This is a genomic window from Fictibacillus phosphorivorans, assembly GCF_007673525.1.
Classification (GTDB): domain Bacteria; phylum Bacillota; class Bacilli; order Bacillales; family Fictibacillaceae; genus Fictibacillus; species Fictibacillus phosphorivorans_C.
In genome coordinates this window covers 2508408-2533644 of the sequence record NZ_VDZU01000001.1, presented here as the reverse complement: position 1 = coordinate 2533644, position 25237 = coordinate 2508408, and the positions used below count along the sequence as shown (strand labels likewise).

The following is a 25237-nucleotide window of genomic DNA, read 5'->3' as shown; positions in this document are numbered from 1 at the left end:
ACCTCCGTGCCGATATACTTTTAAGTTAATTTAATTTCCTCTTATCATAACATAGAGGATTTTTAATAAAAAAGAACGGAAATAAAATATTTTAGGCAATATTATAGTTCAATCTTTTATTGTAAGGTAGTCTACAGTTATGAAATATAAGCTGAAAACGACTAATACAGCGGAAAAATTAATATGAAACAGTTAGGTTAATGAGACTGGATAAACGATTGATGAACAGGCTCGTAAATATGTGATAACTATATGCAACCTATAGATTGACTGTGTATGAGCAGTGGTGTAAACTAATTTACGTGAAAAGGATTGTTGTGTTACTCTAGATATGTTGAATAGTAATACAGTTAGGATGCCGCAAGATGGTTTAGCTCTTGATTACAAGGGAAAACTTCAGGTGGGTACACAAAGGCATACCTAAAAGCCTTTTAATAATATAAACCTGTCTTAAAAATGTTTCACTTTGGGCAACCTGTTAAATATGTGCATGTTTTTAAGATTAGGGAAAATTGACAGGGTAAAAGAAAGGAAGAGGTGACTTTTCATGACGAAAACAATTGATGCAGTTCAAGATCAATTTGAAACGTTCCAGATTCTTTCTGAAGACGGAGAAGTTGTTAACGAATCGGCAATGCCGAATTTGTCTGATGAAGATCTGCAAGAACTAATGCGCCGCATGGTTTACACTCGAATTTGGGATCAGCGTGCTATCTCTTTAAACAGACAAGGGCGTCTTGGATTCTATGCTCCAGTAGCAGGACAAGAAGCTTCTATGCTTGGAACTCACTATGCTTTAGATAAAGAAGACTGGATTCTTCCAGGATACCGTGATATCCCTCAAATGGTTTTCCACGGCTTCCCATTAACACAAGCATTCTTATGGTCTCGCGGACACTTCCAAGGTGGACAGATTCCTGAAGGTGTAAACGTATTGATGCCTCAAATCATCATCGGCGCTCAAATCATTCAAGCGGCTGGTGTTGGTTTTGGACTTAAGAAACAAGGCAAAAAGAACGTATGTATCACTTACACTGGTGACGGTGGAGCATCACAAGGTGACTTCTACGAAGGATTAAACTTTGCAGGAGCATACCGAGCTAATACGATCTTTGTTGTTCAAAACAACCGTTTTGCGATCTCAGTTCCAGTTGAAAAGCAATCTGCAGCAAAAACGATCGCTCAAAAAGCAGTTGCAGCTGGTATTGAAGGAATTCAAGTTGATGGAATGGATGTTCTTGCCGTTTATGCAGCGACTCAACAAGCTCGCGAGCGTGCAGTTTCTGGTGAAGGTCCTACATTGATTGAAACTCTTACTTATCGTTACGGGCCACATACGATGGCAGGAGATGATCCTACTCGTTACCGTACAAAAGATCTTGATAATGAATGGGAAAAGAAAGATCCACTTGTTCGTTTCCGTAAGTTCTTAGAGAAGAAGAACCTTTGGTCTGAAGAGCAAGAAAACAAAGTTGTAGAAGAAGCAAAAGAAGATATTAAAGCTGCGATCAAGAAAGCAGACGGAGCGCCTAAGCAAAAGGTTACTGACCTTATCGGCTTCATGTTCGAAGACCTTCCGTTCAACCTTCGTGAGCAGTTAGAAGAATACACAGCAAAGGAGTCGAAATAATATGGCTCAAATGACTATGATTCAAGCAATTACAGACGCTATGCGTAATGAATTAAAAAGCAATGAACAAGTTCTTGTTTTCGGTGAAGATGTAGGCCAAAACGGTGGAGTATTCCGTGCTACTGAAGGACTTCAAAAAGAATTTGGAGAAGATCGCGTTTTTGATACTCCGCTAGCTGAGTCTGGAATTGGGGGACTTGCAATAGGTCTAGGGCTTACAGGTTTCCGTCCAGTAATGGAGATTCAATTCTTTGGTTTCGTATTTGAAGTATTTGATTCAGTTGCTGCACAAATGGGTCGTATGAGATACCGTTCAGGCGGAGTTTATACTTCTCCAGTAACGATTCGTTCACCATTTGGTGGAGGCGTTAAAACACCTGAGCTTCATGCAGACAGCCTTGAAGGTTTAATGTACCAAACTCCTGGTATCAAAGTTGTTATTCCTTCAACTCCATATGACGCAAAAGGTCTATTAATCTCTGCGATTCGTGATAACGATCCAGTAGTTTATCTAGAGCATATGAAACTATACCGTTCTTTCCGTGGCGAAGTACCAGAGGAAGAATACACGATCGAACTTGGTAAAGCAGATGTGAAACGTGAAGGTAAGGATGTTTCTATCATTACTTACGGTGCTATGGTTCACGCTTCATTAAAAGCTGCTGAAGAATTGGAAAAAGAAGGCATCTCTGCTGAAGTGATCGACCTTCGTACGATTAGCCCGCTTGATATCGAAACGATTATGGCGTCTGTTGAAAAAACAGGTCGAGCAATTGTCGTGCAAGAAGCACAAAAACAAGCTGGTATTGGGGCGTTCGTTGTAGCTGAAATCAACGACCGTGCAATCCTTCACTTAGAAGCACCTGTATTGCGTGTGACTGCACCAGATACAGTGTTCCCGTATGCTTCTGCCGAAGATGTTTGGATTCCAGATCATCGTGATATTGTAGATAAAGCAAAGAAAGTCTACAACTTCTAAGAAAAAATGAATGTTAGCTGAAAGAGACGTCAGTTCTTGACTTTTTCTTTCAGCTCTTTCACATCAGTGACGAAAAAGATTGTTATAAAATAGGAGGCGTTAATCGTGGCATTTGAATTTAAGCTTCCCGATATTGGAGAAGGAATTCACGAAGGTGAAATTGTAAAGTGGTTTGTAAAAGCAGGGGACGAAGTAAAAGAAGACGATATCCTGCTTGAAGTACAAAACGACAAAGCTGTAGTTGAAATTCCATCTCCTGTAGACGGTAAAATTCTTGAACTTAAAGTAGACGAAGGAACAGTATCTGTAGTTGGTGATGTTCTAGTAACAATTGAAGCAGAAGGTGAAATTCCTGCTGATGCTCATGGCGGTGGTCATGAAGCTCCAGAACAGCCTAAAGCTGAAGAAGAAAAGAATGTTACTGCTGATCAAGCTAAAGAAGCTGACAAATCAGAAGCTAAAACAGATAAAACGGAAGATACAGCGAAAGAAGAACCAGCAGACGAATCTAAGCGTGTGATCGCAATGCCTTCTGTTCGTAAATATGCTCGTGAAAAAGAAGTTGATATTCGTAAAGTACAAGGTTCTGGAGATAACGGACGTGTACTTAAAGAAGACATCGACAAATTCGTAAGTGGCGGCGGAGCAGCTGAAGCAGCACCACAAGCGACTGAAACTGAAGCAGCTCCAAAAGCTGAAGCGAAGAAAGAAGCGCCTAAAGCAATTCCTGCTGGCGAAATGGAAACTCGTGAAAAGATCAAAGGAATTAGAAAAGCGATCTCAAAAGCGATGGTTAACTCCAAACATACAGCTCCTCATGTTACACTAATGGATGAAGTGGACGTTACTGATCTTGTTGCACACCGTAAGAAATTTAAGCAAGTTGCTGCAGATAAAGGCATCAAGCTTACTTATCTTCCATACGTGGTAAAAGCATTAACTTCTGCATTGCGTGAATACCCTGTGCTTAATGCATCTATCGACGATGCAAACGAAGAAATCGTATACAAGCACTATTACAACATCGGTATTGCGGCAGATACAGATAACGGACTAATGGTACCAGTTGTTAAAGATGCTGATCGTAAATCCATCTTCAAAATCTCTTCTGAAATCAATGAACTAGCTACTAAAGCACGTGATGGTAAGCTTTCTGGTGAAGAGATGAAGGGCGGATCTTGTACGATTACGAATATCGGTTCTGCAGGCGGTCAATGGTTCACACCAGTAATCAACCACCCAGAAGTAGCGATCTTAGGTATCGGCCGTATTGCTGAAAAAGCAGTTGTTAAAGATGGAGAAGTAGTAGTAGCTCCTGTTTTAGCTTTATCTCTTAGCTTTGACCACCGTCTGATCGATGGTGCAACAGCTCAAAATGCATTGAATCACATTAAGCGTTTATTGAACGATCCACAACTATTAGTAATGGAGGCGTAATTCGATGGTAGTAGGAGATTTTCCAATTGAGTTAGACACACTTGTCATAGGTTCAGGTCCTGGGGGATATGTTGCAGCAATTCGTGCAGCACAATTAGGACAAAAAGTGGCTATTGCGGAAAAGGCAGAAATGGGCGGCGTTTGTTTGAACGTTGGTTGTATTCCATCAAAAGCTTTGATTAATGCAGGTCACCGTGTAGAACATGCTAATCACTCTGAAGATATGGGGATTACTGTTGATAACGTAACAGTTGATTTCAGCAAAGTTCAAGACTGGAAAGCAGGCATCGTTAAGAAGCTTACTGGCGGAGTTGAAGGACTTTTAAAAGGAAATAAAGTGGAAATCATTCGTGGTGAAGCTTATTTCGTAAATGAAAACACTGTACGTATCATGGATGAGAAGAACTCTCAAACATACACGTTCAAAAATGCGATCATCGCTACTGGTTCACGTCCTATTGAAATCCCAGGTTTCAAATGGAGTGACCGTATTATCTCTTCTACAGGAGCTCTTGCTCTTAAAGAGATCCCTAAGAAGATGGTAGTTATCGGTGGCGGTTATATCGGTATGGAGCTTGGAACAGCATATGCGAACTTCGGTACAGAAGTAACAATCCTAGAAGGTAGCAAACAAATCCTTCCTGGTTTTGAAAAGCAAATGAGCCAAGTTGTTTCAAAACGCTTAAAGAAAAAAGGCAATGTAGAAGTATTTACAGAAGCTATGGCTAAAGGCGTTGAAGAAACTAAAGACGGTGTTACTGTAACAGCTGAGATCAAAGGTGAGTCTAAGACTTTTGAAGCTGACTATGTTCTCGTAACGGTTGGTCGTCGTCCAAATACTGAAGAACTTGGTCTTGAGCAAGTTGGTGTTGAAATGACTGAACGCGGTCTGATCAAAATCAATAAAAAAGCTCAAACAAACGTTAGCGGTATTTATGCAATCGGTGATGTAGTTGAAGGGCCAGCGCTTGCTCACAAAGCTTCTTATGAAGGTAAGGTAGCAGCGGAAGTAATCTCTGGACATGCTGCAGAGATCGATTACATGGCTATCCCTGCTGTAGTGTTTACAGATCCTGAACTTGCAACAGTTGGTTACGATGAGAAATCTGCTAAAGAAGCAGGATTTGATGTGAAAGCATCTAAATTCCCGTTCGCAGCTAACGGTCGTGCTCTATCTATGAACGAGACAGATGGTTTCATGAAACTTATCACTCGTAAAGAAGATGGACTTGTATTAGGAGCTCAAATTGCTGGTGGAAATGCATCTGATATGATCGCGGAACTAGGATTAGCAATCGAAGCAGGTATGACTGCTGAAGACATCGCTATGACTATCCACGCTCATCCGACTTTCGGAGAAATTTCTATGGAAGCAGCTGAAGTTGCAATTGGACTTCCTGTACACATCGTAAAATAAATAAACAAATGAAAACCCCTTGTGACTGTCTTACAGCTCACAAGGGGTTTTTTCTGTTCAATCATATATAAGTAAACGCGTCATAATCTTTATTTAGAAGCACTTGTCTAAAAGAAGGACTTAGACAGTGGGTTTTTCTAATTTGATTAAGCCCTATCAAATAAATTAATATAGTTAAAATGGAGGAAGCGATGAGAGTTTTATTATGCACTTTCATTCAGATTGTAATGTGGTGCGGTTATTCAATCGTACTGTTTCTCTCACATCACGACCATAATTTTTTTGAAACAATATTAATGTTGATGTTCGGGTATTTTAATTTTCTGGTAGCCCAGCGTTTAAACATAAACAAATCAGTAGCTTTAAACATGACGATATCACTAACACTTATTTATGTCACAGGTAAAATGATGATTGGATAATCGTTGATGCTTCCTAAGCAATGCGGTGAGACTCTTAAATGGCGCAAAAGGCACCACTATACGGCACATAGAAACTACTTCAGGGAAGCAACAAGGAACATCATAAACAGCCTTATTTTAATTTTGTCTCTTCAGAAAGAGCCTTTTTAAGAGAAATCATCATAAAGATCAATACAAATGCAAATGGGAAAGCTGCGATGATTGATGCTGTTTGTAACCCTTCTAATCCTCCTGTATACAATAAGATGGATGCTGCCGCTGCTATTACAATACCCCAAATGAATTTTGTCATAGAAGAAGGATTCAATCGACCGTCACTTGTTTGCATTCCTAGGACGAAGGTAGCTGAATCAGCAGATGTAATGAAGAATGTACTGATCAGGAAAATTGCTAATATGGACATGAGCGTTCCGAACGGAAGATGTTCGAAGAGTGCAAAGAGAGCAATCTCTGTACCTTTGTCAGTAATGATCTTATTTAGACCAACATTATTAAAGATTTCTAAATGTAGGGCAGCACCGCCGAAAATCGAGAACCAAAGTGCTCCAAAAACGGTCGGGACAAGCAAAACCCCCATTATAAATTCGCGAATTGTTCTTCCTTTTGATACTCGAGCGATAAATGTTCCAACAAACGGTGCCCATGCGATCCACCAAGCCCAATAGAAGACTGTCCACCCTTGTATCCAGCCGGCTTCACTAGGTCTGAACGGACTGAGTTTTAAACTCATACTAGGAAGATACTGTAGATAGTTACCAAGAGATTGTACGAATACATCCATGATAAAGTTTGTTGATGAAGCGAAAAGCAAGAACGCCATTAAAAGAACAGCTATCATAATGTTCAAGTTACTTAGATATTTTATTCCTTTGTTTAACCCTGTTTGAGCTGAAAGAGTAAATAAAACTGTAACGATGGCGATAATAATCAATTGTGTAGTGAAGTTATTTGAGATGTTCGTTAAATAAGAAACACCACCACTTATTTGTACGGCACCAAGTCCTAAAGAAGTTGCAACTCCAAAGATCGTGGCAAAAACTGCAACAATATCTATCGTTTTACCAATCGGTCCATTAACTCTGTCTCCTAACAATGGAGTGAATATTGCACTGATCAATCCGGGTGCACCTTTTCTAAATTTAAAATAAGCAAGTGACAATCCGATTAACGTGTATATTCCCCAAGGGTGTAATCCCCAATGAAAGAAGCTGTATCGAAGCGCAGCTTGAGCAGAGGCGGCATTTCCTCCTTCTCCGGATGGTGGTGTATAAAAGTGGCTGATTGGTTCAGCTACACCCCAAAAGACCAGTCCTATACCCATACCAGCACTAAACAGCATAGCAAACCAAGTGATTGTTGAGTACTCGGGCTTGTCATCCGGCTCTCCAAGTTTAATTTTTCCGTACTTACTAAAAGCTAGATATAATACAAAGATTAAAAAGCTTGTAGCTGAAAGCAGGTAGAACCATCCAAATTTCTCTTGTAAGAAATTTTGAATAACGGTAGCCTTAGCTTGGAATTCGGTAGGAAATAAACTTCCTATGATAACAAAAACGACAGAAATTATTAGTGAAACGATAAAAACAATATTCGGTTGTTTTTTCATTTCTTCACATCCTTTCATGATATGTATTCATTTTATTTTCCCCTAAGGGCCCGAAAGTTTACATTGTAGTAAAAATAAAATAGGAAGTCCAATCATATGATTGGACTTCCTATAGAAAAAAACCTTGATTCTCTTTACTTTTTGGGATAATAATACATCACTCTTCCGTTAAAGAGGTGAAGTTCACCTTTAAGTTTTGAAGCGATAAACTTACAAAATTCATTGGCCTTCCCCTTATCGCCATGAGTGGAGATGTCAGTTAAAGTAAATTGTATGTAACATTGTTCAAGGTTAGGATCGTTGTTTTTATCTGTTCCGATACCAACTAAAATATATTTATTTTTTCTTTGATCTATTCCTTTTAAGTAAAACCATCTTCCTTCAGCTTCTTCCTTTTCTTCAATCGTGTAAGGAAAAGCTGCGTCTGCATAGCCCCATGATAATTGTTCGCCTGTTTTTGTCGTGATAGAACGGTAATAAAGCAGAAGGTCTTTTAGTTCCTCTAAAGTGATCACTTGTTTTAAAGATGCGGGAACAAGTTTGACATAGGCGCTTTGAGACATCTGATCCACTCCAATTTGTAATTTTTATCGTCATATTAACATACTAATAGTATATCATATTTTAAGAAGATTTTGACAAATTGAGTTTAAAACTTCTTAAATGAGGGAATTACTCTTACATTCAATGACATTTTTATTAGTTTAACTTATTTAATTCCAGTAATGAACGACCCGATCGATGAACGAGCTAATCATACGAGGAGGGGTAATATGGAATGGTTTGAAAAATTATATGACGAGAGTGAGTCCGTGAATGTCCGGTTTGTAGGCTTTACTACAGATACGGTTAGGTATGATTTTGGCATAGTTTATACGAATATGTTTTTTGGTAAACCATTAGTAGTATGTATGCAAACAGGAAGGTCAGCGCTATTAGATTCAAATGATATAGGGAATCTTGAATATATCAAGCAGGCCTTTCATATTAAAACACTTAAAGAAGCTGAGGATTTGGCGCTTTTCTTTGAAGAAGCTGTACCAAACATTCAAACGATAGAACAATATGATTAAATAACATATTTTTTTAATGTGTTATACTAAATGTGTTGACAAATCAAATGTGACATAATATTATAAGAATATAAACGTAAGCGCTTTCAAAATGTGAAGGGAGATGGGACGGATGGGAGTAATCATTTGCCAAACTTGTGAAACAACAATTGAACATTTTGAAGAGGAAAAAGTGACCACTTTATATTCAAACACATGCCCGCATTGCCATGAGCAAACGAACTTAGATAAGTAAGAAAAAAAGAAGACCTCCAAGGGTCTTCTTTTTTAGATAATTATCGAATAGCAACTTGTTCTTGAATAACCTTCAGATACTTTAAATCTGCATTTTCTGGGCCTTGGACGGGTAGACCGGCTTCAAGGTTTTCTTTAATATAATCCAAATTTTCTTTCGTAATGATTTCACCAGGGATGAAGATCGGTATTCCTGGCGGATAGACCATTACGAACTCTGCGATAATCCTACCGGCAGATTCTTCGAAAGGTACACTCTCTGTATTTGCGTAAAATGCATCACGAGGCGATAGTGCGAGCACTGGTATATTTGGAACATGTACAGGTATCGATTTTATCTCTTCATTCTTTGAATGACTTAATTCATCAGAAAGTTGAGATAACGCTTGAACGAGGACCATCGTATCTTTTTCATGATCAGCCGTTGTGATCAAACATAATATGTTGTACAGATCAGATAATTCTACCTCAATGTTAAAGTTTTGACGAAGCCATGTTTCAGCTTCATACCCTGTAATGCCAAGATCTTTTACTGAGATTAAAAGCTTAGATGGGTCATAATCAAATGTAGCGGATGTGCCAAGCTTTTCTTCACCAACACAATATAGATTAGGAATATCATTGATCTTAGCTCGTGTTTCGTTGGCTAGTCGTATCGTTTTTTCAATAAGTGTGTACCCTTCAGTTGCAAGGCGGCGACGAGCTGCATCCAATGAAGCAAGAAGGATATAGGATGTAGATGTCGTAGTCATCATACTAAGAATGGTTTGCACACGTTCTGGTGATACAAGTCCTTCTCTTACATTAAGAATAGAACTTCCTGTCAGTGACCCACCGAGCTTATGAACACTCGTTGCTGCCATGTCTGCTCCAGCTTGCATCGCAGATAATGGCATGTGATCATGAAAGTGGATCAAAACACCGTGTGCCTCATCTACAAGAACAGGTACTTCAAACCGATGAGCAATATCAACAATTCCCTTGAGGTCAGCTGCAAAACCAAAATATGTCGGGTTGATGACCAGTACTGCTTTTGCGTCAGGGTGCTGATTTAAAGCTTTCTCTACGCTGTCTGGCGTGATACCGTGTGAGATACCAAGCTCAGGATCGATTTCAGGGTGAATAAAAATCGGTGTTGCACCTGAAAAAACGATTGCTGTCATGATCGACTTATGCACGTTTCGAGGTACAAGAATCTTATCTCCTGGTGACACGACAGACATGATCATCGTCATGATGGCACCGCTTGTTCCTTGTACGGAAAAGAAAGTGTGATCTGCGCCAAAAGCTTGTGCCGCAAGTGCTTGTGCTTTTTTTATCATTCCTTTTGGATGATGCAGATCATCTAATGGAGTAATGTTAATCAGGTCAATTGATAGTGCATTCGGTCCAATAAAATCTTTAAATTCTTCATCCATTCCTTGTCCTTTTTTGTGACCCGGAATGTGAAACTGCAATGGGTTCTTGTTTGCATGTTCACGCAAACCAGTAAATAAAGGAGTTTCGTGTTGAGACAATGTATTCTACACCTCATCTATTGTTAACTTATAATGAATTTCATCTTTTTATAAAACAAAAGAAGTATAACAGAAAATGCATGAAGATGTAAGTAAATGATTTAATTTTCAAGGAGGAAATAAATGAATACTAGACTTACTGAACTTTTACATATTAAATTTCCGATTATACAAGGTGGGCTCGCATACCTGGCGTATTCTGAACTTGCTTCTGCTGTTTCTAACGCGGGTGGTCTAGGTCAGATTACAGCTATGTCATTACAAGACTCAAAAGCGTTGAAAACTGAAATTCAAAGAACAAAAAGATTAACATCAAATCCTTTTGGAGTTAACTTTGCGATCGGACAACATGGAAGACCGTATGAAGAGATGCTGGAGGCGGCAATCGAAGAAGGGGTTGAGGTTATCAGTGTAACAGGAGGTAATCCTGCGCCTGTATTAGAGCGTTTAAGAGATACAGGTATTAAAACATTAGTACTTGTATCAAGCGTCAGACAAGCTGTGAAAGCAGAACAATTAGGAGCTGATGCTGTGATGGCAGTAGGTCAAGAAGGTGGTGGCCATATCGGGAAGGATGACACGGGAACATTTGTCTTAGTTCCTAGAGTTGTTGAGAATGTTTCGATTCCAGTAATCGCCTCAGGAGGTATAGGTGATGGCAAAGGATTGATGGCTGCGCTTGCTCTGGGGGCGGAAGGGGTTGAGATGGGTACAAGGTTTATAGCAACAGAAGAATGTGTTCACGCACATCCCCTATATAAACAACTTGTTGTTGAAAGCTCAGAATTAGATACAGTGGTTATCAAGAGGACACTAGGTGCACCAGGCAGAACGCTACGGACAGATTTTACATTAAAAATTTTAGAAGAAGAAAATAAGAGTGGTACATATCAACACTTAAAAGATTACATTAGTGGAGAAGCGAACAAAAAACTAATTTATGAAGGGAAAAATAAAGAAGGTTATGGTTGGGCTGGACAAATTATTGGAAGGATCCACGATGTACCTTCGGTAGAAGAGTTGTTCACCAGGATGAATGCGGAAGCTGAAACCATTAAACAAAAATTAAACAACCTTTTCTAACACTTTTCTAACAATGAGGATACTTACCCATACATTTCTGTTGTACGGCAATATACTAGTGGTAAGAAGCAGTGAATATTCTGCTTCCTGCCACTATTTTTTATCTACAGCTTGTTCTTTAGCTCATATAGAGGTATCAGTGTTTTAAACGTTTCATCAATTCGTTCGTACCAATCATTCTCAGTCATGGTTACAGCCTCATCCCTATCAATACGAACGCCACAAAGTAGTTCTGCTTTTTTTACAGTGCTAAGACGGGTTGCCATTTCTTCAAGACGTTCCTTTTTTACCTCACGATGTGGAAAGCTATCAGGTTTCATATGATCATCAGACCATACAAAATCGTTAGGTATATTCTTCTTAATCTTGTTTAAGTTCTTTCGGATTATTTGTCCGAATGCATCCTTGATTGGTGCTTCGTAAATGAGTGCGAACCATAGAAATACATGTGTTTCCCAAAGTCCAATCTGAAAATGTGGCAACATTTTATAGCCTCTTTTGTTAGGTGCGAAGGCTACCCATGTATCCTTTGGAGGATTTACCGTTCTTCTTGCATGTTTAGCAACGTGAAAGAACATCTCTTCTCCAGTCAGAGCAGTAAGTTCTTCTGCATATTTATTCCCTAAGGCCTCTAGTTTTGGCCGAATCTGGTTGATGATTTCTTCCATACGCTCATCAAGTCCTTCAGTTTGGAAAACCTTAAAGTCTGAATCATTGAATCCGTTAAATGTCATTTGAAAATCCTCCTGGTCGTCAAGTGCTACAAAGAATTTTAACATATGAAAAGCTTTATAAAAAAATGTTTGCATTAGATTCCGCAAAGTGCCGTTTCCATATACATGGCTGCTTCATAAAATGAAGAAAAGAAGATAACGAGAAAAGAAAGGATGTGCCGGTGAAATGAAACAAGTAATGAACACTTTGAAAAGAACGGATGCAGAAAGAAGAATTCCTGTATTAAAACTTGAGATTGATTATGAACTAGCTACTTTGTTTGATGCTTTAAAAGCGAAAGATCAAAAACAGATCAACGAATCGAAGCGTAAGCTCGAACGATTAAGGCTGGAGCTCGTGAGATTAGAAGCATGATCCAAGCTGATAGCGGATAACAAAAACGAATCCATCATGAACGGATGGTTCGTTTTTTTGTGAAGAGAATGAAATTGACTTATACTAGAAGAAAGGTAAGGAGTGAAAACATGACGAACGAAGAAATGATAACGGTAGAGAAACACTTGAAGACATGGACACTTGAAGCCGCACAGCTCTTAAAAGATTCTTTTCAGAACACATTAACGATTACATATAAATCACATATCGCTGATCTTGTAACAGATATGGATAAGAGTATTGAGAAATTTTTCATCACTAAGATTCAACAAACCTTTCCTGATCATAGAGTACTTGGGGAAGAAGGATATGGCGATGAAATAAAAGGGAACTCCAAAGGTGTTATTTGGATTATCGATCCGATCGATGGAACGACAAACTTTATTCATCAACAAGCTAATTTTGCGATCTCTATAGGCATATATGAAGATGGTATAGGGAAATTAGGACTCATTTACGATGTGGAAGGAAGTAACCTTTATTTTGCTAAAGAGGGTGAAGGTGCTTATTTAAATGATAAGAAATTACCGAAGTTAGAAGAAGTAACTTTATCAGAATCTGTTGTTGGTGTTAATGCAACTTGGGTTAGTCCGAACAGACGCATCAATCATGAGCACGTACAACAGATCATCAGAAAATCTAGAGGGACTCGCTCATACGGATCTGCAGCGATCGAACTTGCTTATGTTGCATCCGGTAGACTAGATGCATATATGACACTTCGACTATCACCGTGGGACTTTGCGGCGGGTTTGATCCTTTTGAATGAGGTTGGTGGAATTGTAAGCCGAACGGACGGTGAACCAGTTCAGCTTCTCGAACAAAATAGTATTCTGGCTGCAAAGCCTGGATTGCATAAAGAAATATTAGATCATTTAATATAAAACGAGTCTTAAAAAAGAGAGCGTTCGATTATGAACGTTCTCTTTGCTTCTTTTTAAGAGTAAAACCATATCCCATAAGTAAAAATACAGAAACGATCGATATAAGAAAGATCAGCCAGTTTTTTTCACCAATAGCTACTCCGATGCCGCAAATTGCAAATGCCGTCAATAGAGCTATAAAAAAGAAAATAATATTCATGATGACCTCCAAAGCCAAAAACTTGTCTATACTGTATTAAGTGTACCGAATTTACATAAAAAGAAAAAGCCTTTCTGTAAATTTGTGATATAATAGTCGAGTTGAACAAAAAATGATAAGAAAAAGAGATAGGATATAAGGAGAGAATACATTTGAATAGAAGAGATGATTTACGCAATATAGCAATTATTGCCCACGTTGACCATGGTAAAACGACATTGGTGGACAAATTGCTACATCAGTCAGGAACTTTCCGTGACAATGAACAAGTTAATGAACGTGCTATGGATTCCAATGCTCTAGAACGTGAGCGCGGAATTACAATTCTAGCTAAAAATACAGCGATTAACTATAACGAGAAACGCATTAACATCATGGACACGCCAGGACATGCTGATTTCGGTGGTGAAGTAGAACGTATCATGAAAATGGTTGATGGTGTTCTACTTGTTGTAGATGCATATGAAGGTTGTATGCCGCAAACGCGTTTCGTTTTGAAAAAAGCGCTTGAGCAAAAGTTAACGCCAATCGTAGTTGTAAACAAAATTGACCGTGACTTTGCACGCCCTGAAGAAGTAGTAGATGAAGTAATCGATCTATTCATTGAACTAGGTGCTGAAGAAGATCAATTAGAATTCCCTGTTGTTTATGCATCTGCACTTAAAGGGACTGCTTCAATGGACCCAAGCAAGCAAGATGAAGATATGACAGCTCTTCTTGATACGATTATTGACACGATTCCTGCACCAGAAGATAACAGTGGTGAGCCACTTCAGTTCCAAGTTACGATGCTTGATTATAACGACTACCTTGGACGTATTGGTATTGGCCGTGTATTCCGTGGAACGATCAAAGTAGGTCAAGCCGTTTCATTAATGAAACTTGATGGATCAGTTAAAAAGTTCCGTGTTACAAAGCTGTTTGGTTTCTTAGGATTAAAGCGTATCGAGATCAACGAAGCAAAAGCGGGAGACTTGATCGCCGTTTCTGGAATGGAAGAAATCAATGTTGGGGAAACAGTATGTCCTGAAGGTCAAGAAGAAGCGCTTCCTGTTCTTCGTATCGATGAGCCAACTTTGAAGATGACTTTCTTAGTTAACAACTCACCTTTCGCTGGTCGTGAAGGTAAATATGTAACGAGCCGTAAAATTGAAGAGCGCTTGATGTCAGAGCTTGAAACAGACGTAAGTCTTCGTGTTGAAAACACGGATTCTCCGGATGTTTGGACAGTTTCTGGTCGTGGTGAGCTTCACCTTTCAATCTTGATTGAAAATCTTCGCCGTGAAGGATTCGAACTTCAAGTATCAAAACCTGAAGTAATCGTTCGTGAAATCGATGGCGTAAAATGTGAGCCAGTTGAACATGTACAAATTGACATTCCTGAAGAGTACACAGGTGCGATCATGGAATCTTTAGGAGACCGTAAAGGTGAAATGAAGAACATGGTGAACAATGGTTCTGGGCAAGTGCGTCTTGAATTCATGGTACCTGCTCGTGGTTTGATCGGTTACACAACTGAGTTCTTAACACAAACACGCGGTTACGGAATCTTAAACCACACGTTCGATAGCTATCAGCCAATGTTTGCTGGAAACGTTGGTGGACGTCGTCAAGGTGTACTCGTTTCAATGGAAAACGGGAAAGCTTCTCAATACGGAATCATGGGTGTTGAAGACCGTGGTACGATCTTTATTGAGCCAGGAACAGAAGTATACATGGGTATGATCGTTGGGGAACATACTCGTGAGAATGACATTACAGTTAACATCGTAAAAGTAAAGCAGATGACTAACATGCGTTCTGCGAACAAAGACCAAACAGTAAGCATGAAGAAGCCTCGTATCATGTCACTAGAAGAAGCATTAGAATACTTGAACGATGACGAGTATTGCGAAGTAACACCTGAAAGCATCCGTCTTCGTAAGAAAGTACTTGATAAGAACGAGCGTGAAAGAGTAGAAAAGAAAAAGAAACTTGCTCAAGGCTAAACATATTTCTTAACAAAACGATCGGGAGTGGGAATCGTGGAGGAACAAGAAATCATGAAAGCGACAGGGGAAGATTCGTCCTCCATGGCATTGCTGCTAGGGATTGAGAATGACCCTGTCAGAGCTTTTCTGCTGTTATATCTCATCATAACAGTGTTAAGCATCATTGTTTTTAAGTTAGGATTTGCAAAAAAACTACCGCCGTTAAAAGCGGTAGTGATTTATTTGTTTTTGATTATCGGATGTTTGCCACTAGCATTTTTCGGTATCGGTTTGCCGGTCGCTGAAGGATTAATGGTAGCCGCACTCATTTTAATCATCTATAAGGTCCGGCTTCATCAGAGCAAGAAAGAAAAAAGCTGATAGGGGGTTCGTTATGCAGCTTGTTGACGCTCTATCTAATTGGTTGAGCATTAAAAAAGTACATGAAGAAAGACCCCATGATCTAGCAGCTAAGGAGACTTTTGAATTTTTCACTGAGATTCTTACAGAAGATCATCATGTGAACATTTCTGCAGTAACGACTTCAGGTCCGTTTTACATCGTAATGTATGATGTGAACGGTAAAGAAAACACTGAAAAGTTTTTTATCGACAGCATCGATGCTTTATACGAAGGAATTCAAAGTGAACCAAGATTTAACGAGGAGTACTGATTAATCAGTACTCCTTTTTTTGTTCAATCGTTTAACGAAAAAAGCAATGATGATCGCAAAGAGTATATGGCCGATCAGCCAAATGAGAAAAGGTAACGTTAGTGGGGCTGAAAATGGTTTTTCAACAGCTAAGTGGTAAAGAGGGAAAAACGTGAAAGACATGATTCCGTTAATGATCAAAGAGATCTGATAAGGATGGTTATAAACTTTGCAAATAACATCTACAAAAGCGATAAGGAAGATCGCAATGATGATATGAAGGACAAACTGAAAAGGCTCATTATAGAGAACGGAATCGGGAAGAGGCAGGAAATCAATATTTAATAGAAATGTGTAAAGATTTATTCCAAAAAGTACTTCTGGAATGTAAAAAAAACAAGCCAGCAGAATGCCGGCGATGCTACCAAATAAAATCCATGGAATAATCCTTATGTTATTACCAATCATTGTTTGTATCCGGGCTTCGATATAATGTGAAATTACCGGTAGCTTCACGCTCCGCGGTTTTTCGCGTTATGCGTTCTCTGCAAGATTCGCACATAAACGTGTGTATAGGACGGTTTCTTAGTTTTTTTGCTAGGGAGCATTCATTTTCAATAACTTCGATCGTATCGCATAATACGCATTTTACACGCATCGTATTTCACCTCTTTCAAACAGTATACCATAAAGAAATTGGAAAATTAAATGAACGATGCTTGGTATGCGAGTAGAGAGTAATGTAAAAGAGATTTTTTAAGAAAAAGTAGTATTCGTAATTCTCAGGTGAACAAAATTAGCGGAGTGTCATTCATTAGCGAACACACATCGTTTTAAACGAGGTAATGTGTATTTTATCCGAAGAAAGCTGACATAATTACGAGGTAATTCGAATTAATTACGAGTATAAAATTTTTTATCCGATTTTCGACAAAACCCCATAGTTAACGAGTAAAAAAGACTCATGAGCTAGGCGTCATGAGTCTTTCTATTTCTCAAAAATCACGTTTCATTCAATCTTTGAGGCTGATTTTTATCTGATTTTTCTTGTTTTTGTTGTTGGTTTTTAAGCTCTTGTTGTTCTCTTTTTGATAATTGGCTATCATTTGTTTCCGTTGGAGACGGCTTTTTCGTCTGTATGCTATGAGGTACTTGTGGCATTAATCTTCCAACAATACCTGCTAGCTCTTTCATAATTCCGCCGATCGGATGACCTTGACGGATTTGCTTACCCATCTGACGAAGTCTTTCTACTGTATCAGGATCAGCTGTAACGAGAGCATTCTTTCCGTTAGGATCATTTTTCAATGATTCAGCAACTGAATACTTGATCGATCCAACTTTAGAATTATCAAGCTTTCGATCTACATCAATCCCTACTACGGCATAAGGACCTAATACAACAGCTGTAGCATCCTTTACACCGGGAATTCCAGTAGCTAATCCTACTAGGTGCCTCGATATCTCTTGAGAGCCTTTTGGTTGGTGAGGCTTTTTGCTGTTTGCGGTTTGGTTAACTTTTGTAAGCCTAGGAGTGTTCTGGTCATTTTGAGCATTATCATTATTATTGTTCATGCAGCCAAAAAGTACGAATATTGCACTAAGAACGGCTACGATTCGAAATATTTTCAATGACATTCATCCTTCCAGTTCATTTTCGTTATTTTTTGTACATTCTTCTAACTTTATTCCTTTGTACATACATTTTTAATAGGCAGTCCATAAACATGCTTAAATAACGATCTCTAGAACACATTAAGTCAGGAGGCTGAATGTTGAATAAACGATACGTCCTAGATACGAACGTACTGTTGCAGGATCCGTATTCCATACAATCTTTTGGAGATAGTGAAGTAATCATTCCTGCAGTCGTGTTAGAAGAAGTGGATTCAAAAAAACGTTATATGGACGAAATTGGAAGAAATGCACGTGAGGTTTCTCGTCTGATCGATAGAGTCAGACAAAAAGGACAGCTTCATAAAGGAGTTCCGCTTGAAAATGGGGGTACCCTTCGTGTAGAACTCAATCATAAATCCTTCAAAAGACTTCAGGAAACCTTTGTTGAACAAACGAACGATAATCGAATACTCGCTGTAACTCTAAACCTTAAACAGGAAGAAGAAGAAAAGAAAAGCGGCATCAAAGTGATACTTGTCTCAAAAGATGTGCTCGTTCGTGTAAAAGCAGACGCACTTGGAATTGAAGCTGAAGATTTTCTGAGCGATCGAGTTATAGACAAGAATGATCAAACGTACACAGGTTACAAAGAAATATATGTACAAGGTGATCTATTAAATAAATTTTACGAAAAAAATGAACTTCAACTGATCGAGTTGACAGGTCACTCTTTCCATCCTCATCAATTTGTAATCTTAAAAGATGTGTTCAGATCATCGGTTTCTGCTCTTGGAAAAGTCGATGAAAACGGTAAGACGTTGAAGCCGCTTAGATATGATTCAGAACAAATATGGGGAATTCGGGCAAGAAATGTTCAGCAAAAGATGGCCTTTGAGTTACTTCTCAGAAAAGATTTACCCCTCGTGACGCTGATCGGTAAAGCTGGAACAGGGAAAACACTGATTACTCTCGCAGCAGCACTGCTTCAAACAGAAGATTTAAAGGATTATATAAAACTCTTTATCGCTCGTCCGATCGTTCCGGTCGGGAAAGATATTGGATACTTGCCTGGTGAAAAGGAAGAAAAATTGAAACCGTGGATGCAGCCGGTCTATGACAACTTAGAATATTTATTTAATACTAAAAAATCTGGAGAACTCGAAAAGATCCTGGCTGGAATTGGTTCTATTCATGTTGAAGCCCTGACTTATATCCGAGGACGAAGTCTGCCAGACCAATTTATCATTATTGATGAAGCACAAAATTTAACAAAACATGAAGTGAAGACCATCTTAACGCGGGTAGGAGAAGGCAGTAAGATCGTTCTTTTAGGAGATCCTCAACAGATTGATCACCCTTATCTTGATGAGTTTACGAATGGATTAACGTATGTAGTAGAGAAGTTTAAAGATCAAGCGCTGAGTGGTCATGTTCGTTTAGAAAAAGGTGAACGTTCATCTCTAGCTCAAATAGCAGCTGACCTATTATAGATAATGTGAATGATGAGTAAAAAAAAGACAGCCCATATATGAGCTGTCTGTATTTTCAATTAAAGAATAGTTACGGCTGTAATGTGTTTGATCGGATTTTCTTTGTTACGCCCATCACCAAAATAAAAATGAACAGGGCCGTCTTCTTTGAGCGGTTTTCCATTATTAGAAAAGGCGAAATAGCCGTTTTGAGCTTCTTCAAGTGTGATTACAAGGCTACCGTCCCCTGACTCTATCATAACTTTTTCAGCGTCAGGGTGCGGTTGTGCATTATAGATAAAATAAGATAAAGAAATGACGAATGAACTTGTTAACAGTGTTTCTTTCAAAGTGCTCTTTGAGCTTTGCTTCTTTTGTTCTGAAGGGGGAACAGCGCCTTCCTGTAATTCGCGATCCCAGTGTGCAGATACTTCTCTTAAGTATTTTTCTTGCTCGTTTTCCTTCGATTTTTCTAAATCGAACAATGTGTGTAAATCCTCTTTTCTATCATCAAAAATCCATACACCTGGATCTAATGTAAGGGGATAGTTTACTTTTCCGTTTAATGCAACGATGAATTCCATATAAACCTCCTTGAATTTGAAAACGCTATGAAAAGCATAGCACGATTATAAGAATACTGTAATATGTTGATTTTTTTTATGCAAACCTTTATATTTAAAGGTAGAAATCGTGTTGAACGGAGGGATGATCATTGTCAGCTGAGATGGCAACTGGACATCGGGAAAGGGCATTTGAACTATTAAAAGCAGATGCAGACAAAATCCTGAAACTAATTGAAGTTCAAATGGAAAACTTAACAATGCCACAATGTCCCCTCTATGAGGAAGTATTGGATACGCAAATGTTTGGTTTATCCCGTGAAATAGATTTTGCAGTCCGTTTAAACCTGGTCGAAGAAGAGACAGGTAAGAAGTTATTAGAATCACTTGAAAAGCAGTTAACTGCTTTACACGATGCCTCAATGAAAAAATGAACGACACCCAGTCCGAGAATGTAAATTGGACTGGATTTTTTTATATACATACATTTCCTTGCATTTTCTTGTGAGTAGTTACTCTTTTTAACAAGTGCCGGCTTTACAGGAGGTCATTTTCATTTATGAGAGGATGTTCATCAAAAAGCCGACACATCCTTCGAAATAGTATAAGAAGCTGAAGCTGTAGTGTTGTTTCATAAATAAAAAAGGTTTATGTGTTACAATATCTAATAATTATAAAGATGCAGTTTCAAGATTTCGTAAGAGAGGAGAAAGGTGAACAACGTGAAAAAAGCAGTAAGACCCTATGACTATTCTTTGATAGTAGCCGTACTATTATTGTGCAGTGCTGGTTTAGTCATGATCTACAGCGCGAGTATAGGGGTAACGATCAATAAATACGATTATAGCAGCAGCTTTTTCTTTACAAGACAACTAGTCTTTCTGCTAGTTGGGATAGGACTCATGTATTTTACAATGAGATTCAATGTTCAAATCTATAAAAAACTAATGATGCCTATCGTCGTATTTTCTATACTTATATTGATATTTGTATTATTGTTCGGACGAGAAGTAAACAACGCAAAAAGCTGGTTATACATAGGTCCGATCGGTATTCAGCCTGCTGAATTTATTAAGCTGACCCTAGCTATCTATTTGGCTGCGATCTATTCAAAGAAACAAGGAAAGATGCAAGATTTCAAAAAAGGAGTCATCCCGCCACTAACAATTTTCGCCATCATGTTTCTATTGATTTTAAGGCAGCCAGACTTAGGGACAGGCATAATCGTTTCGGGTGTTGCTGGAGTTATTCTGTTTTGCTCCGGAATAAAATTCAAACATATTTTTTCAATGGCGGCTCTAGCGGGTATCGTAGGATTAGGAATATTCCTTCGTTTAACACCAGAGCAGCTTTCCCGTTTTGATGCAGCTTTTGCGCCATTTAAAGATCCTGCTGGCGACGGATATCAGCTTGTGAATGGATATATCTCAATCGCTGCGGGTGGAATGACAGGATCAGGTCTAGGTGAAAGCATTCAGAAATATGGATTCCTCCCAGAACCGCATACTGATTTTATTATTGCCATCATCGCAGAAGAGCTTGGATTTATCGGAGTATTTTCGATCATCGCTTTGTTAGGGTATATCGTTTTAAAAGGATTTTATATTGGCATGCAGAGTAATGATACATATTCAAGTTTATTAGCTTTTGGTATCGCTGGAATGATAGGTATTCAAACAGTGGTCAATCTAGGTGCGGCAGTTGGGTTATTACCTATTACTGGTGTTCCGTTGCCATTTATTTCGTACGGGGGCTCATCCCTTCTGTTGTTTCTAACATCGATGGGGATTCTCATAAATATTTCTGCAAAAGTAAATCTGAACAAAAAAGTGCCTGATAGAAAGCCCGAAGTAAACAGAAAGATAAAAGCTATCATGTAACGGTAAAAGGAGAGGAACTTGTATGAGTAGAAAAATCAGCAAAGTCTTAGTAGCAAACCGAGGAGAAATTGCAATCCGAATTTTCAGAGCTTGTACCGAACTAGATATACGAACAGTAGCTATTTATTCAAAAGAAGATACGGGATCTTATCATCGCTATAAAGCAGATGAAGCTTATCTTGTAGGTGAAGGTAAGAAACCGATCGATGCTTATCTTGATATCGAAGGCATTATTGAAATCGCTAAAACGAATGGTGTTGACGCAGTTCATCCAGGATACGGTTTTTTGTCGGAAAACAAAGAATTTGCAGAACGTTGTCATGAAGAAGGAATCATTTTTATTGGTCCAAATCAAAAACACCTCGATGTTTTCGGCGATAAAGTCAAAGCTAGACAAACGGCTATTGATGCTAACATCCCTGTAATTCCAGGCAGTGATGGACCTGTTAATAGCCTTTCAGAAGTGAGAGACTTTGCTCTGAGCAATGGTTTTCCGATCATCATCAAAGCTTCTATGGGTGGCGGTGGACGCGGAATGCGTATCGTCAGAAGTGAAAACTCTTTGGCAGAAAGTTACGATCGTGCCAAATCAGAAGCAAAAGCCGCGTTCGGCAAAGATGAAGTATATGTTGAAAAATTCGTAGAGAACCCAAAACATATTGAAGTACAGATCCTTGGAGATCAAGAAGGCAATTTAGTGCATCTATATGAGCGTGACTGTTCTGTACAAAGAAGACATCAGAAGGTCGTTGAAGTAGCACCAAGTGTTTCGCTATCTGATGAGCTTCGTCATGATATTTGCGAATCTGCTGTATCTTTGATGGAGCATGTAGGGTATATCAATGCAGGTACCGTTGAGTATCTAGTAACGCCAGACGGCAAATTTTATTTCATAGAAGTAAATCCGCGCGTTCAGGTTGAACACACGATTACGGAGATGGTCACTGGGATCGATATCGTTCAATCGCAAATTTTAATCGCTGAAGGATATCCCTTACACGGAAAAGAAATTGGTATTCCAAAGCAAGAAGATATTTATTGCCATGGTTACGCGATCCAATCACGTGTAACAACAGAAGATCCTTCTAATCAATTCATGCCTGATACGGGTAAGATCATGGCTTATCGTTCTGGTGGAGGATTTGGTGTTCGATTAGATGCTGGAAATGGATTCCAAGGCGCCATTATCACGCCTTATTATGATTCTTTACTCGTGAAAGTGTCTACGTGGGCATTATCGTATGAGCAAGCCGCGTCTAAAATGTTAAGAAACTTAAAAGAGTTTCGTATCCGTGGTATCAAAACAAACATAGCTTTCCTTGAGAATGTAGTCACACACCAAAAGTTTTTGTCAGGTGATTATGATACTTCATTCATTGATACAAGCAGTGAGCTCTTTGTTTTTCCAAAGCGTAAAGATAGAGGAACGAAGATGCTTTCTTATATTGGTGCGACTACCATCAATGGATTTCCGGGACTTGCCAAGCAGGAGAAACCTAATTTTGCTAAACCTCGTATTCCAAAAATAAAGCAAACAGAATCGATTCCTAATGGAACGAAGCAATTGTTAGACGCTGAAGGGCCAGAGGCAGTGGCTCGCTGGATAAAGGATCAAAAGAAACTATTACTTACGGATACTACGTTCCGTGACGGTCACCAATCCTTGTTGGCTACTCGTGTTCGTACGAATGACCTTCTTCATATTGCTGAGCCGACTGCAAGATTATGGCCAGAGATGTTCTCCCTCGAGATGTGGGGTGGAGCAACATTTGATGTTTCTTATCGTTTCTTAAATGAAGATCCATGGGATCGCTTAATTAAGCTGAGAGAAAAGGCTCCAAATGTATTGTTCCAAATGTTACTTAGAGCATCGAATGCGGTAGGATACAAAAACTATCCAGATAATGTTGTTGAGGAGTTTGTTAAAAAGTCAGCAATGGCAGGAATCGATGTGTTCCGAATCTTTGATAGCTTAAACTGGGTAGAAGGCATGAAAGTTGCGATCAGGGCTGTTCGAGAGACAGGAAAGATCGCGGAAGCTGCAATCTGCTATACAGGAGATATTTTAGATCCGAACCGCACGAAGTATGATTTGAAATATTATGTGAATCTAGCAAAAGAGCTTGAAGCAGAAGGGGCACATATTCTAGCTATTAAAGATATGGCTGGGCTTTTAAAACCTCAAGCTGCCTATGACCTTGTATCAGCGCTAAAAGAAGCGGTTGATATTCCGATCCATCTTCATACGCATGATACGAGCGGAAACGGTATCTATACTTACGCTAAAGCTGCTGAAGCAGGTGTTGATATCGTAGATGTTGCTGTAAGTTCAATGGCCGGCCAGACATCTCAGCCGAGTGCAAATTCACTATATTACGCATTAGCAGGGAATGAAAGACAACCAGATTTGAACATTGATCATGTTAAAGACTTATCTTCTTATTGGGAAGATATCAGAAAATACTACTCAGGTTTTGAAAGTAATTCGGCTGCACCAGACCCGGAAGTATATGAGCATGAGATGCCAGGCGGGCAGTTTAGTAATCTTCAGCAGCAAGCCAAAGCAGTAGGTCTTGGAGACCGCTGGGATGAAGTGAAACAGATGTATCGTAGGGTGAATGATATGTTTGGCGATGTGGTTAAAGTTACTCCATCATCAAAAGTTGTAGGTGATATGGCTCTCTATATGGTTCAGAACAATTTAACAGAAGATGATGTATATGATCGAGGAGAATCCTTGGATTTCCCGGACTCTGTTGTAGAATTCTTTCAAGGGTACCTAGGGCAGCCGTATGAAGGTTTTCCTAGGGAACTGCAGCGCATCGTATTAAAAGGTAGAGAACCTCTGTCAGTTAGGCCTGGAGAGCTTTTAGAAGCGGCTGACTTTAATGACATCAAAGAAACGTTATTCCATAAGATTAATCGCCAAGTTACAAGTTTTGATGTTTTGGCGTATGCGTTATATCCAAAAGTATTCTTGGATCGGGAGAAGATGTATTCACAATTTGGTGATATTTCTGTTCTTGATACCCCAACGTTCTTCTATGGAATGAAACTTGGTGAAGAGATTGAAGTCGAGATCGAACAAGGTAAGACTTTAATCGTGAAGCTCGTTTCAATCGGTGAAGCACAGAATGATGGGTCACGAGTTCTTTACTTTGAACTAAATGGTCAATCGCGTGAAATCGTAGTAATCGATGAAAGTGCAAAAGTAACCGTATCAGCAAAACAAAAAGTAGACCCTTCGAATCCTGCTCAAATTGGTGCGAGTATGCCAGGGACGGTGATCAAGGTTTTAGTTGAAAAAGGAGAAAAGGTTAAAAAAGGTGATCATCTGATGATTACTGAGGCCATGAAGATGGAAACTACCGTTCAAGCTCCTTTTGATGGAACCGTTAAAGAGATCTCTGTTCAAAATGGGGAAGGAATCGCTGCTGGCGATCTTTTAATAGAATTGATTAAGTAAAAATAAAAAACCAAGGTGCAAAACTGCAC

25 protein-coding genes are annotated in these 25237 nt (G+C 39.0%); 16 read left to right on the top strand and 9 right to left on the bottom strand.

Annotation, left to right across the window (positions count from 1 at the left end; genetic code table 11):
• The first annotated feature begins 547 nt into the window (after positions 1 to 547).
• The 4 genes from pdhA to lpdA all read left to right on the top strand — a co-directional run bounded on the left by pdhA (position 548) and on the right by lpdA (position 5463).
• On the top strand, positions 548 to 1630 hold the full coding sequence (gene pdhA, locus FS458_RS12625; protein ID WP_066393280.1) for a pyruvate dehydrogenase (acetyl-transferring) E1 component subunit alpha: 1083 nt from the start codon (positions 548 to 550) through the stop codon (positions 1628 to 1630).
• A gap of 1 nt (position 1631) precedes the next feature.
• The gene (locus tag FS458_RS12620; protein WP_144701024.1) at positions 1632 to 2609 is read left to right on the top strand and encodes an alpha-ketoacid dehydrogenase subunit beta; all 978 of its coding nucleotides are present in this window, start codon (positions 1632 to 1634) and stop codon (positions 2607 to 2609) included.
• A gap of 105 nt (positions 2610 to 2714) precedes the next feature.
• Positions 2715 to 4046 (top strand): dihydrolipoamide acetyltransferase family protein, encoded by a 1332-nt coding sequence (locus FS458_RS12615; protein ID WP_144701022.1) that lies wholly within the window; start codon positions 2715 to 2717, stop codon positions 4044 to 4046.
• A gap of 4 nt (positions 4047 to 4050) precedes the next feature.
• Entirely contained in the window at positions 4051 to 5463 is a 1413-nt protein-coding gene (lpdA, locus tag FS458_RS12610; RefSeq protein WP_137789788.1) for a dihydrolipoyl dehydrogenase, read from the top strand.
• A 534-nt stretch (positions 5464 to 5997) separates the two neighbouring features.
• On the opposite strand, the gene FS458_RS12605 is transcribed toward lpdA, so the two are convergent.
• Together FS458_RS12605 and FS458_RS12600 are read right to left on the bottom strand one after the other, a co-directional pair.
• Positions 5998 to 7491, bottom strand: a complete 1494-nt coding sequence (locus FS458_RS12605) for a glycine betaine uptake BCCT transporter (RefSeq protein ID WP_144701020.1) — start codon at positions 7489 to 7491, stop codon at positions 5998 to 6000.
• 134 nt (positions 7492 to 7625) lie between these two features.
• Complete coding sequence (locus tag FS458_RS12600; RefSeq protein ID WP_144701018.1) at positions 7626 to 8054, bottom strand: DUF1885 family protein; 429 nt, start codon at positions 8052 to 8054, stop codon at positions 7626 to 7628.
• Positions 8055 to 8264: 210 nt separating this feature from the next.
• On the opposite strand from FS458_RS12600, the gene FS458_RS12595 reads away from it, so the two are divergent.
• The gene (locus tag FS458_RS12595) at positions 8265 to 8564 is read left to right on the top strand and encodes a DUF3055 domain-containing protein (protein ID WP_137789786.1); all 300 of its coding nucleotides are present in this window, start codon (positions 8265 to 8267) and stop codon (positions 8562 to 8564) included.
• Positions 8565 to 8667: 103 nt separating this feature from the next.
• A complete protein-coding gene (locus FS458_RS12590; protein ID WP_391503398.1) occupies positions 8668 to 8799 on the top strand; it encodes a GapA-binding peptide SR1P in 132 nt (43 codons plus the stop codon).
• 40 nt (positions 8800 to 8839) lie between these two features.
• Here FS458_RS12590 and FS458_RS12585 read toward each other — a convergent pair whose 3' ends face one another.
• A complete protein-coding gene (locus tag FS458_RS12585; protein WP_144701016.1) occupies positions 8840 to 10315 on the bottom strand; it encodes an aminotransferase class I/II-fold pyridoxal phosphate-dependent enzyme in 1476 nt (491 codons plus the stop codon).
• Between the two features lie 123 nt (positions 10316 to 10438).
• Between FS458_RS12585 and FS458_RS12580 the strand changes: the two genes are divergently transcribed.
• Positions 10439 to 11398, top strand: a complete 960-nt coding sequence (locus FS458_RS12580) for an NAD(P)H-dependent flavin oxidoreductase (protein ID WP_144701014.1) — start codon at positions 10439 to 10441, stop codon at positions 11396 to 11398.
• A 104-nt stretch (positions 11399 to 11502) separates the two neighbouring features.
• On the opposite strand, the gene FS458_RS12575 is transcribed toward FS458_RS12580, so the two are convergent.
• Positions 11503 to 12132, bottom strand: coding sequence for a YktB family protein (locus tag FS458_RS12575; RefSeq protein ID WP_144701012.1), 630 nt, complete (start codon positions 12130 to 12132; stop codon positions 11503 to 11505).
• A gap of 166 nt (positions 12133 to 12298) precedes the next feature.
• Here FS458_RS12575 and FS458_RS12570 point away from each other — a divergent pair, with 166 nt between their 5' ends.
• On the top strand, positions 12299 to 12487 hold the full coding sequence (locus FS458_RS12570; protein ID WP_066393326.1) for a hypothetical protein: 189 nt from the start codon (positions 12299 to 12301) through the stop codon (positions 12485 to 12487).
• 110 nt (positions 12488 to 12597) lie between these two features.
• Entirely contained in the window at positions 12598 to 13392 is a 795-nt protein-coding gene (locus tag FS458_RS12565) for an inositol monophosphatase family protein (protein WP_144701010.1), read from the top strand.
• A 28-nt stretch (positions 13393 to 13420) separates the two neighbouring features.
• Here the strand turns inward: FS458_RS12565 and FS458_RS20730 are convergent, their stop codons facing one another.
• Complete coding sequence (locus FS458_RS20730; protein ID WP_186320538.1) at positions 13421 to 13591, bottom strand: DUF5325 family protein; 171 nt, start codon at positions 13589 to 13591, stop codon at positions 13421 to 13423.
• Positions 13592 to 13743: 152 nt separating this feature from the next.
• On the opposite strand from FS458_RS20730, the gene typA reads away from it, so the two are divergent.
• The 3 genes from typA to FS458_RS12550 all read left to right on the top strand — a co-directional run bounded on the left by typA (position 13744) and on the right by FS458_RS12550 (position 16234).
• A complete protein-coding gene (typA, locus tag FS458_RS12560) occupies positions 13744 to 15579 on the top strand; it encodes a translational GTPase TypA (protein WP_144701008.1) in 1836 nt (611 codons plus the stop codon).
• Between the two features lie 84 nt (positions 15580 to 15663).
• Positions 15664 to 15942: a YlaH-like family protein gene (locus FS458_RS12555; RefSeq protein ID WP_231607497.1), complete on the top strand. Its 279-nt coding sequence runs from the start codon at positions 15664 to 15666 to the stop codon at positions 15940 to 15942.
• Between the two features lie 13 nt (positions 15943 to 15955).
• A complete protein-coding gene (locus tag FS458_RS12550) occupies positions 15956 to 16234 on the top strand; it encodes a hypothetical protein (protein WP_144701006.1) in 279 nt (92 codons plus the stop codon).
• On the opposite strand, the gene FS458_RS12545 is transcribed toward FS458_RS12550, so the two are convergent.
• The 3 genes from FS458_RS12545 to FS458_RS12535 all read right to left on the bottom strand — a co-directional run bounded on the left by FS458_RS12545 (position 16235) and on the right by FS458_RS12535 (position 17851).
• Entirely contained in the window at positions 16235 to 16681 is a 447-nt protein-coding gene (locus FS458_RS12545; protein ID WP_144701004.1) for a hypothetical protein, read from the bottom strand.
• Positions 16671 to 16871 (bottom strand): YlaI family protein, encoded by a 201-nt coding sequence (locus FS458_RS12540; protein WP_144701002.1) that lies wholly within the window; start codon positions 16869 to 16871, stop codon positions 16671 to 16673. The genes FS458_RS12545 and FS458_RS12540 overlap by 11 nt, the downstream gene beginning before the upstream one ends.
• Positions 16872 to 17215: 344 nt before the next feature.
• Complete coding sequence (locus FS458_RS12535; RefSeq protein WP_186320537.1) at positions 17216 to 17851, bottom strand: YhcN/YlaJ family sporulation lipoprotein; 636 nt, start codon at positions 17849 to 17851, stop codon at positions 17216 to 17218.
• A gap of 134 nt (positions 17852 to 17985) precedes the next feature.
• Between FS458_RS12535 and FS458_RS12530 the strand changes: the two genes are divergently transcribed.
• The gene (locus FS458_RS12530) at positions 17986 to 19320 is read left to right on the top strand and encodes a PhoH family protein (protein WP_144700998.1); all 1335 of its coding nucleotides are present in this window, start codon (positions 17986 to 17988) and stop codon (positions 19318 to 19320) included.
• A 59-nt stretch (positions 19321 to 19379) separates the two neighbouring features.
• On the opposite strand, the gene FS458_RS12525 is transcribed toward FS458_RS12530, so the two are convergent.
• Positions 19380 to 19883: a peptidyl-prolyl cis-trans isomerase gene (locus FS458_RS12525; protein WP_144700996.1), complete on the bottom strand. Its 504-nt coding sequence runs from the start codon at positions 19881 to 19883 to the stop codon at positions 19380 to 19382.
• A gap of 143 nt (positions 19884 to 20026) precedes the next feature.
• Between FS458_RS12525 and FS458_RS12520 the strand changes: the two genes are divergently transcribed.
• From FS458_RS12520 to pyc, 3 genes are all read left to right on the top strand, one after another.
• Positions 20027 to 20296, top strand: a complete 270-nt coding sequence (locus FS458_RS12520; protein ID WP_370630111.1) for a YlaN family protein — start codon at positions 20027 to 20029, stop codon at positions 20294 to 20296.
• A 279-nt stretch (positions 20297 to 20575) separates the two neighbouring features.
• Positions 20576 to 21742 (top strand): putative lipid II flippase FtsW, encoded by a 1167-nt coding sequence (gene ftsW / locus FS458_RS12515; protein ID WP_144700994.1) that lies wholly within the window; start codon positions 20576 to 20578, stop codon positions 21740 to 21742.
• Between the two features lie 22 nt (positions 21743 to 21764).
• Positions 21765 to 25208, top strand: a complete 3444-nt coding sequence (gene pyc, locus FS458_RS12510; RefSeq protein WP_144700992.1) for a pyruvate carboxylase — start codon at positions 21765 to 21767, stop codon at positions 25206 to 25208.
• Positions 25209 to 25237: the final 29 nt, after the last annotated feature.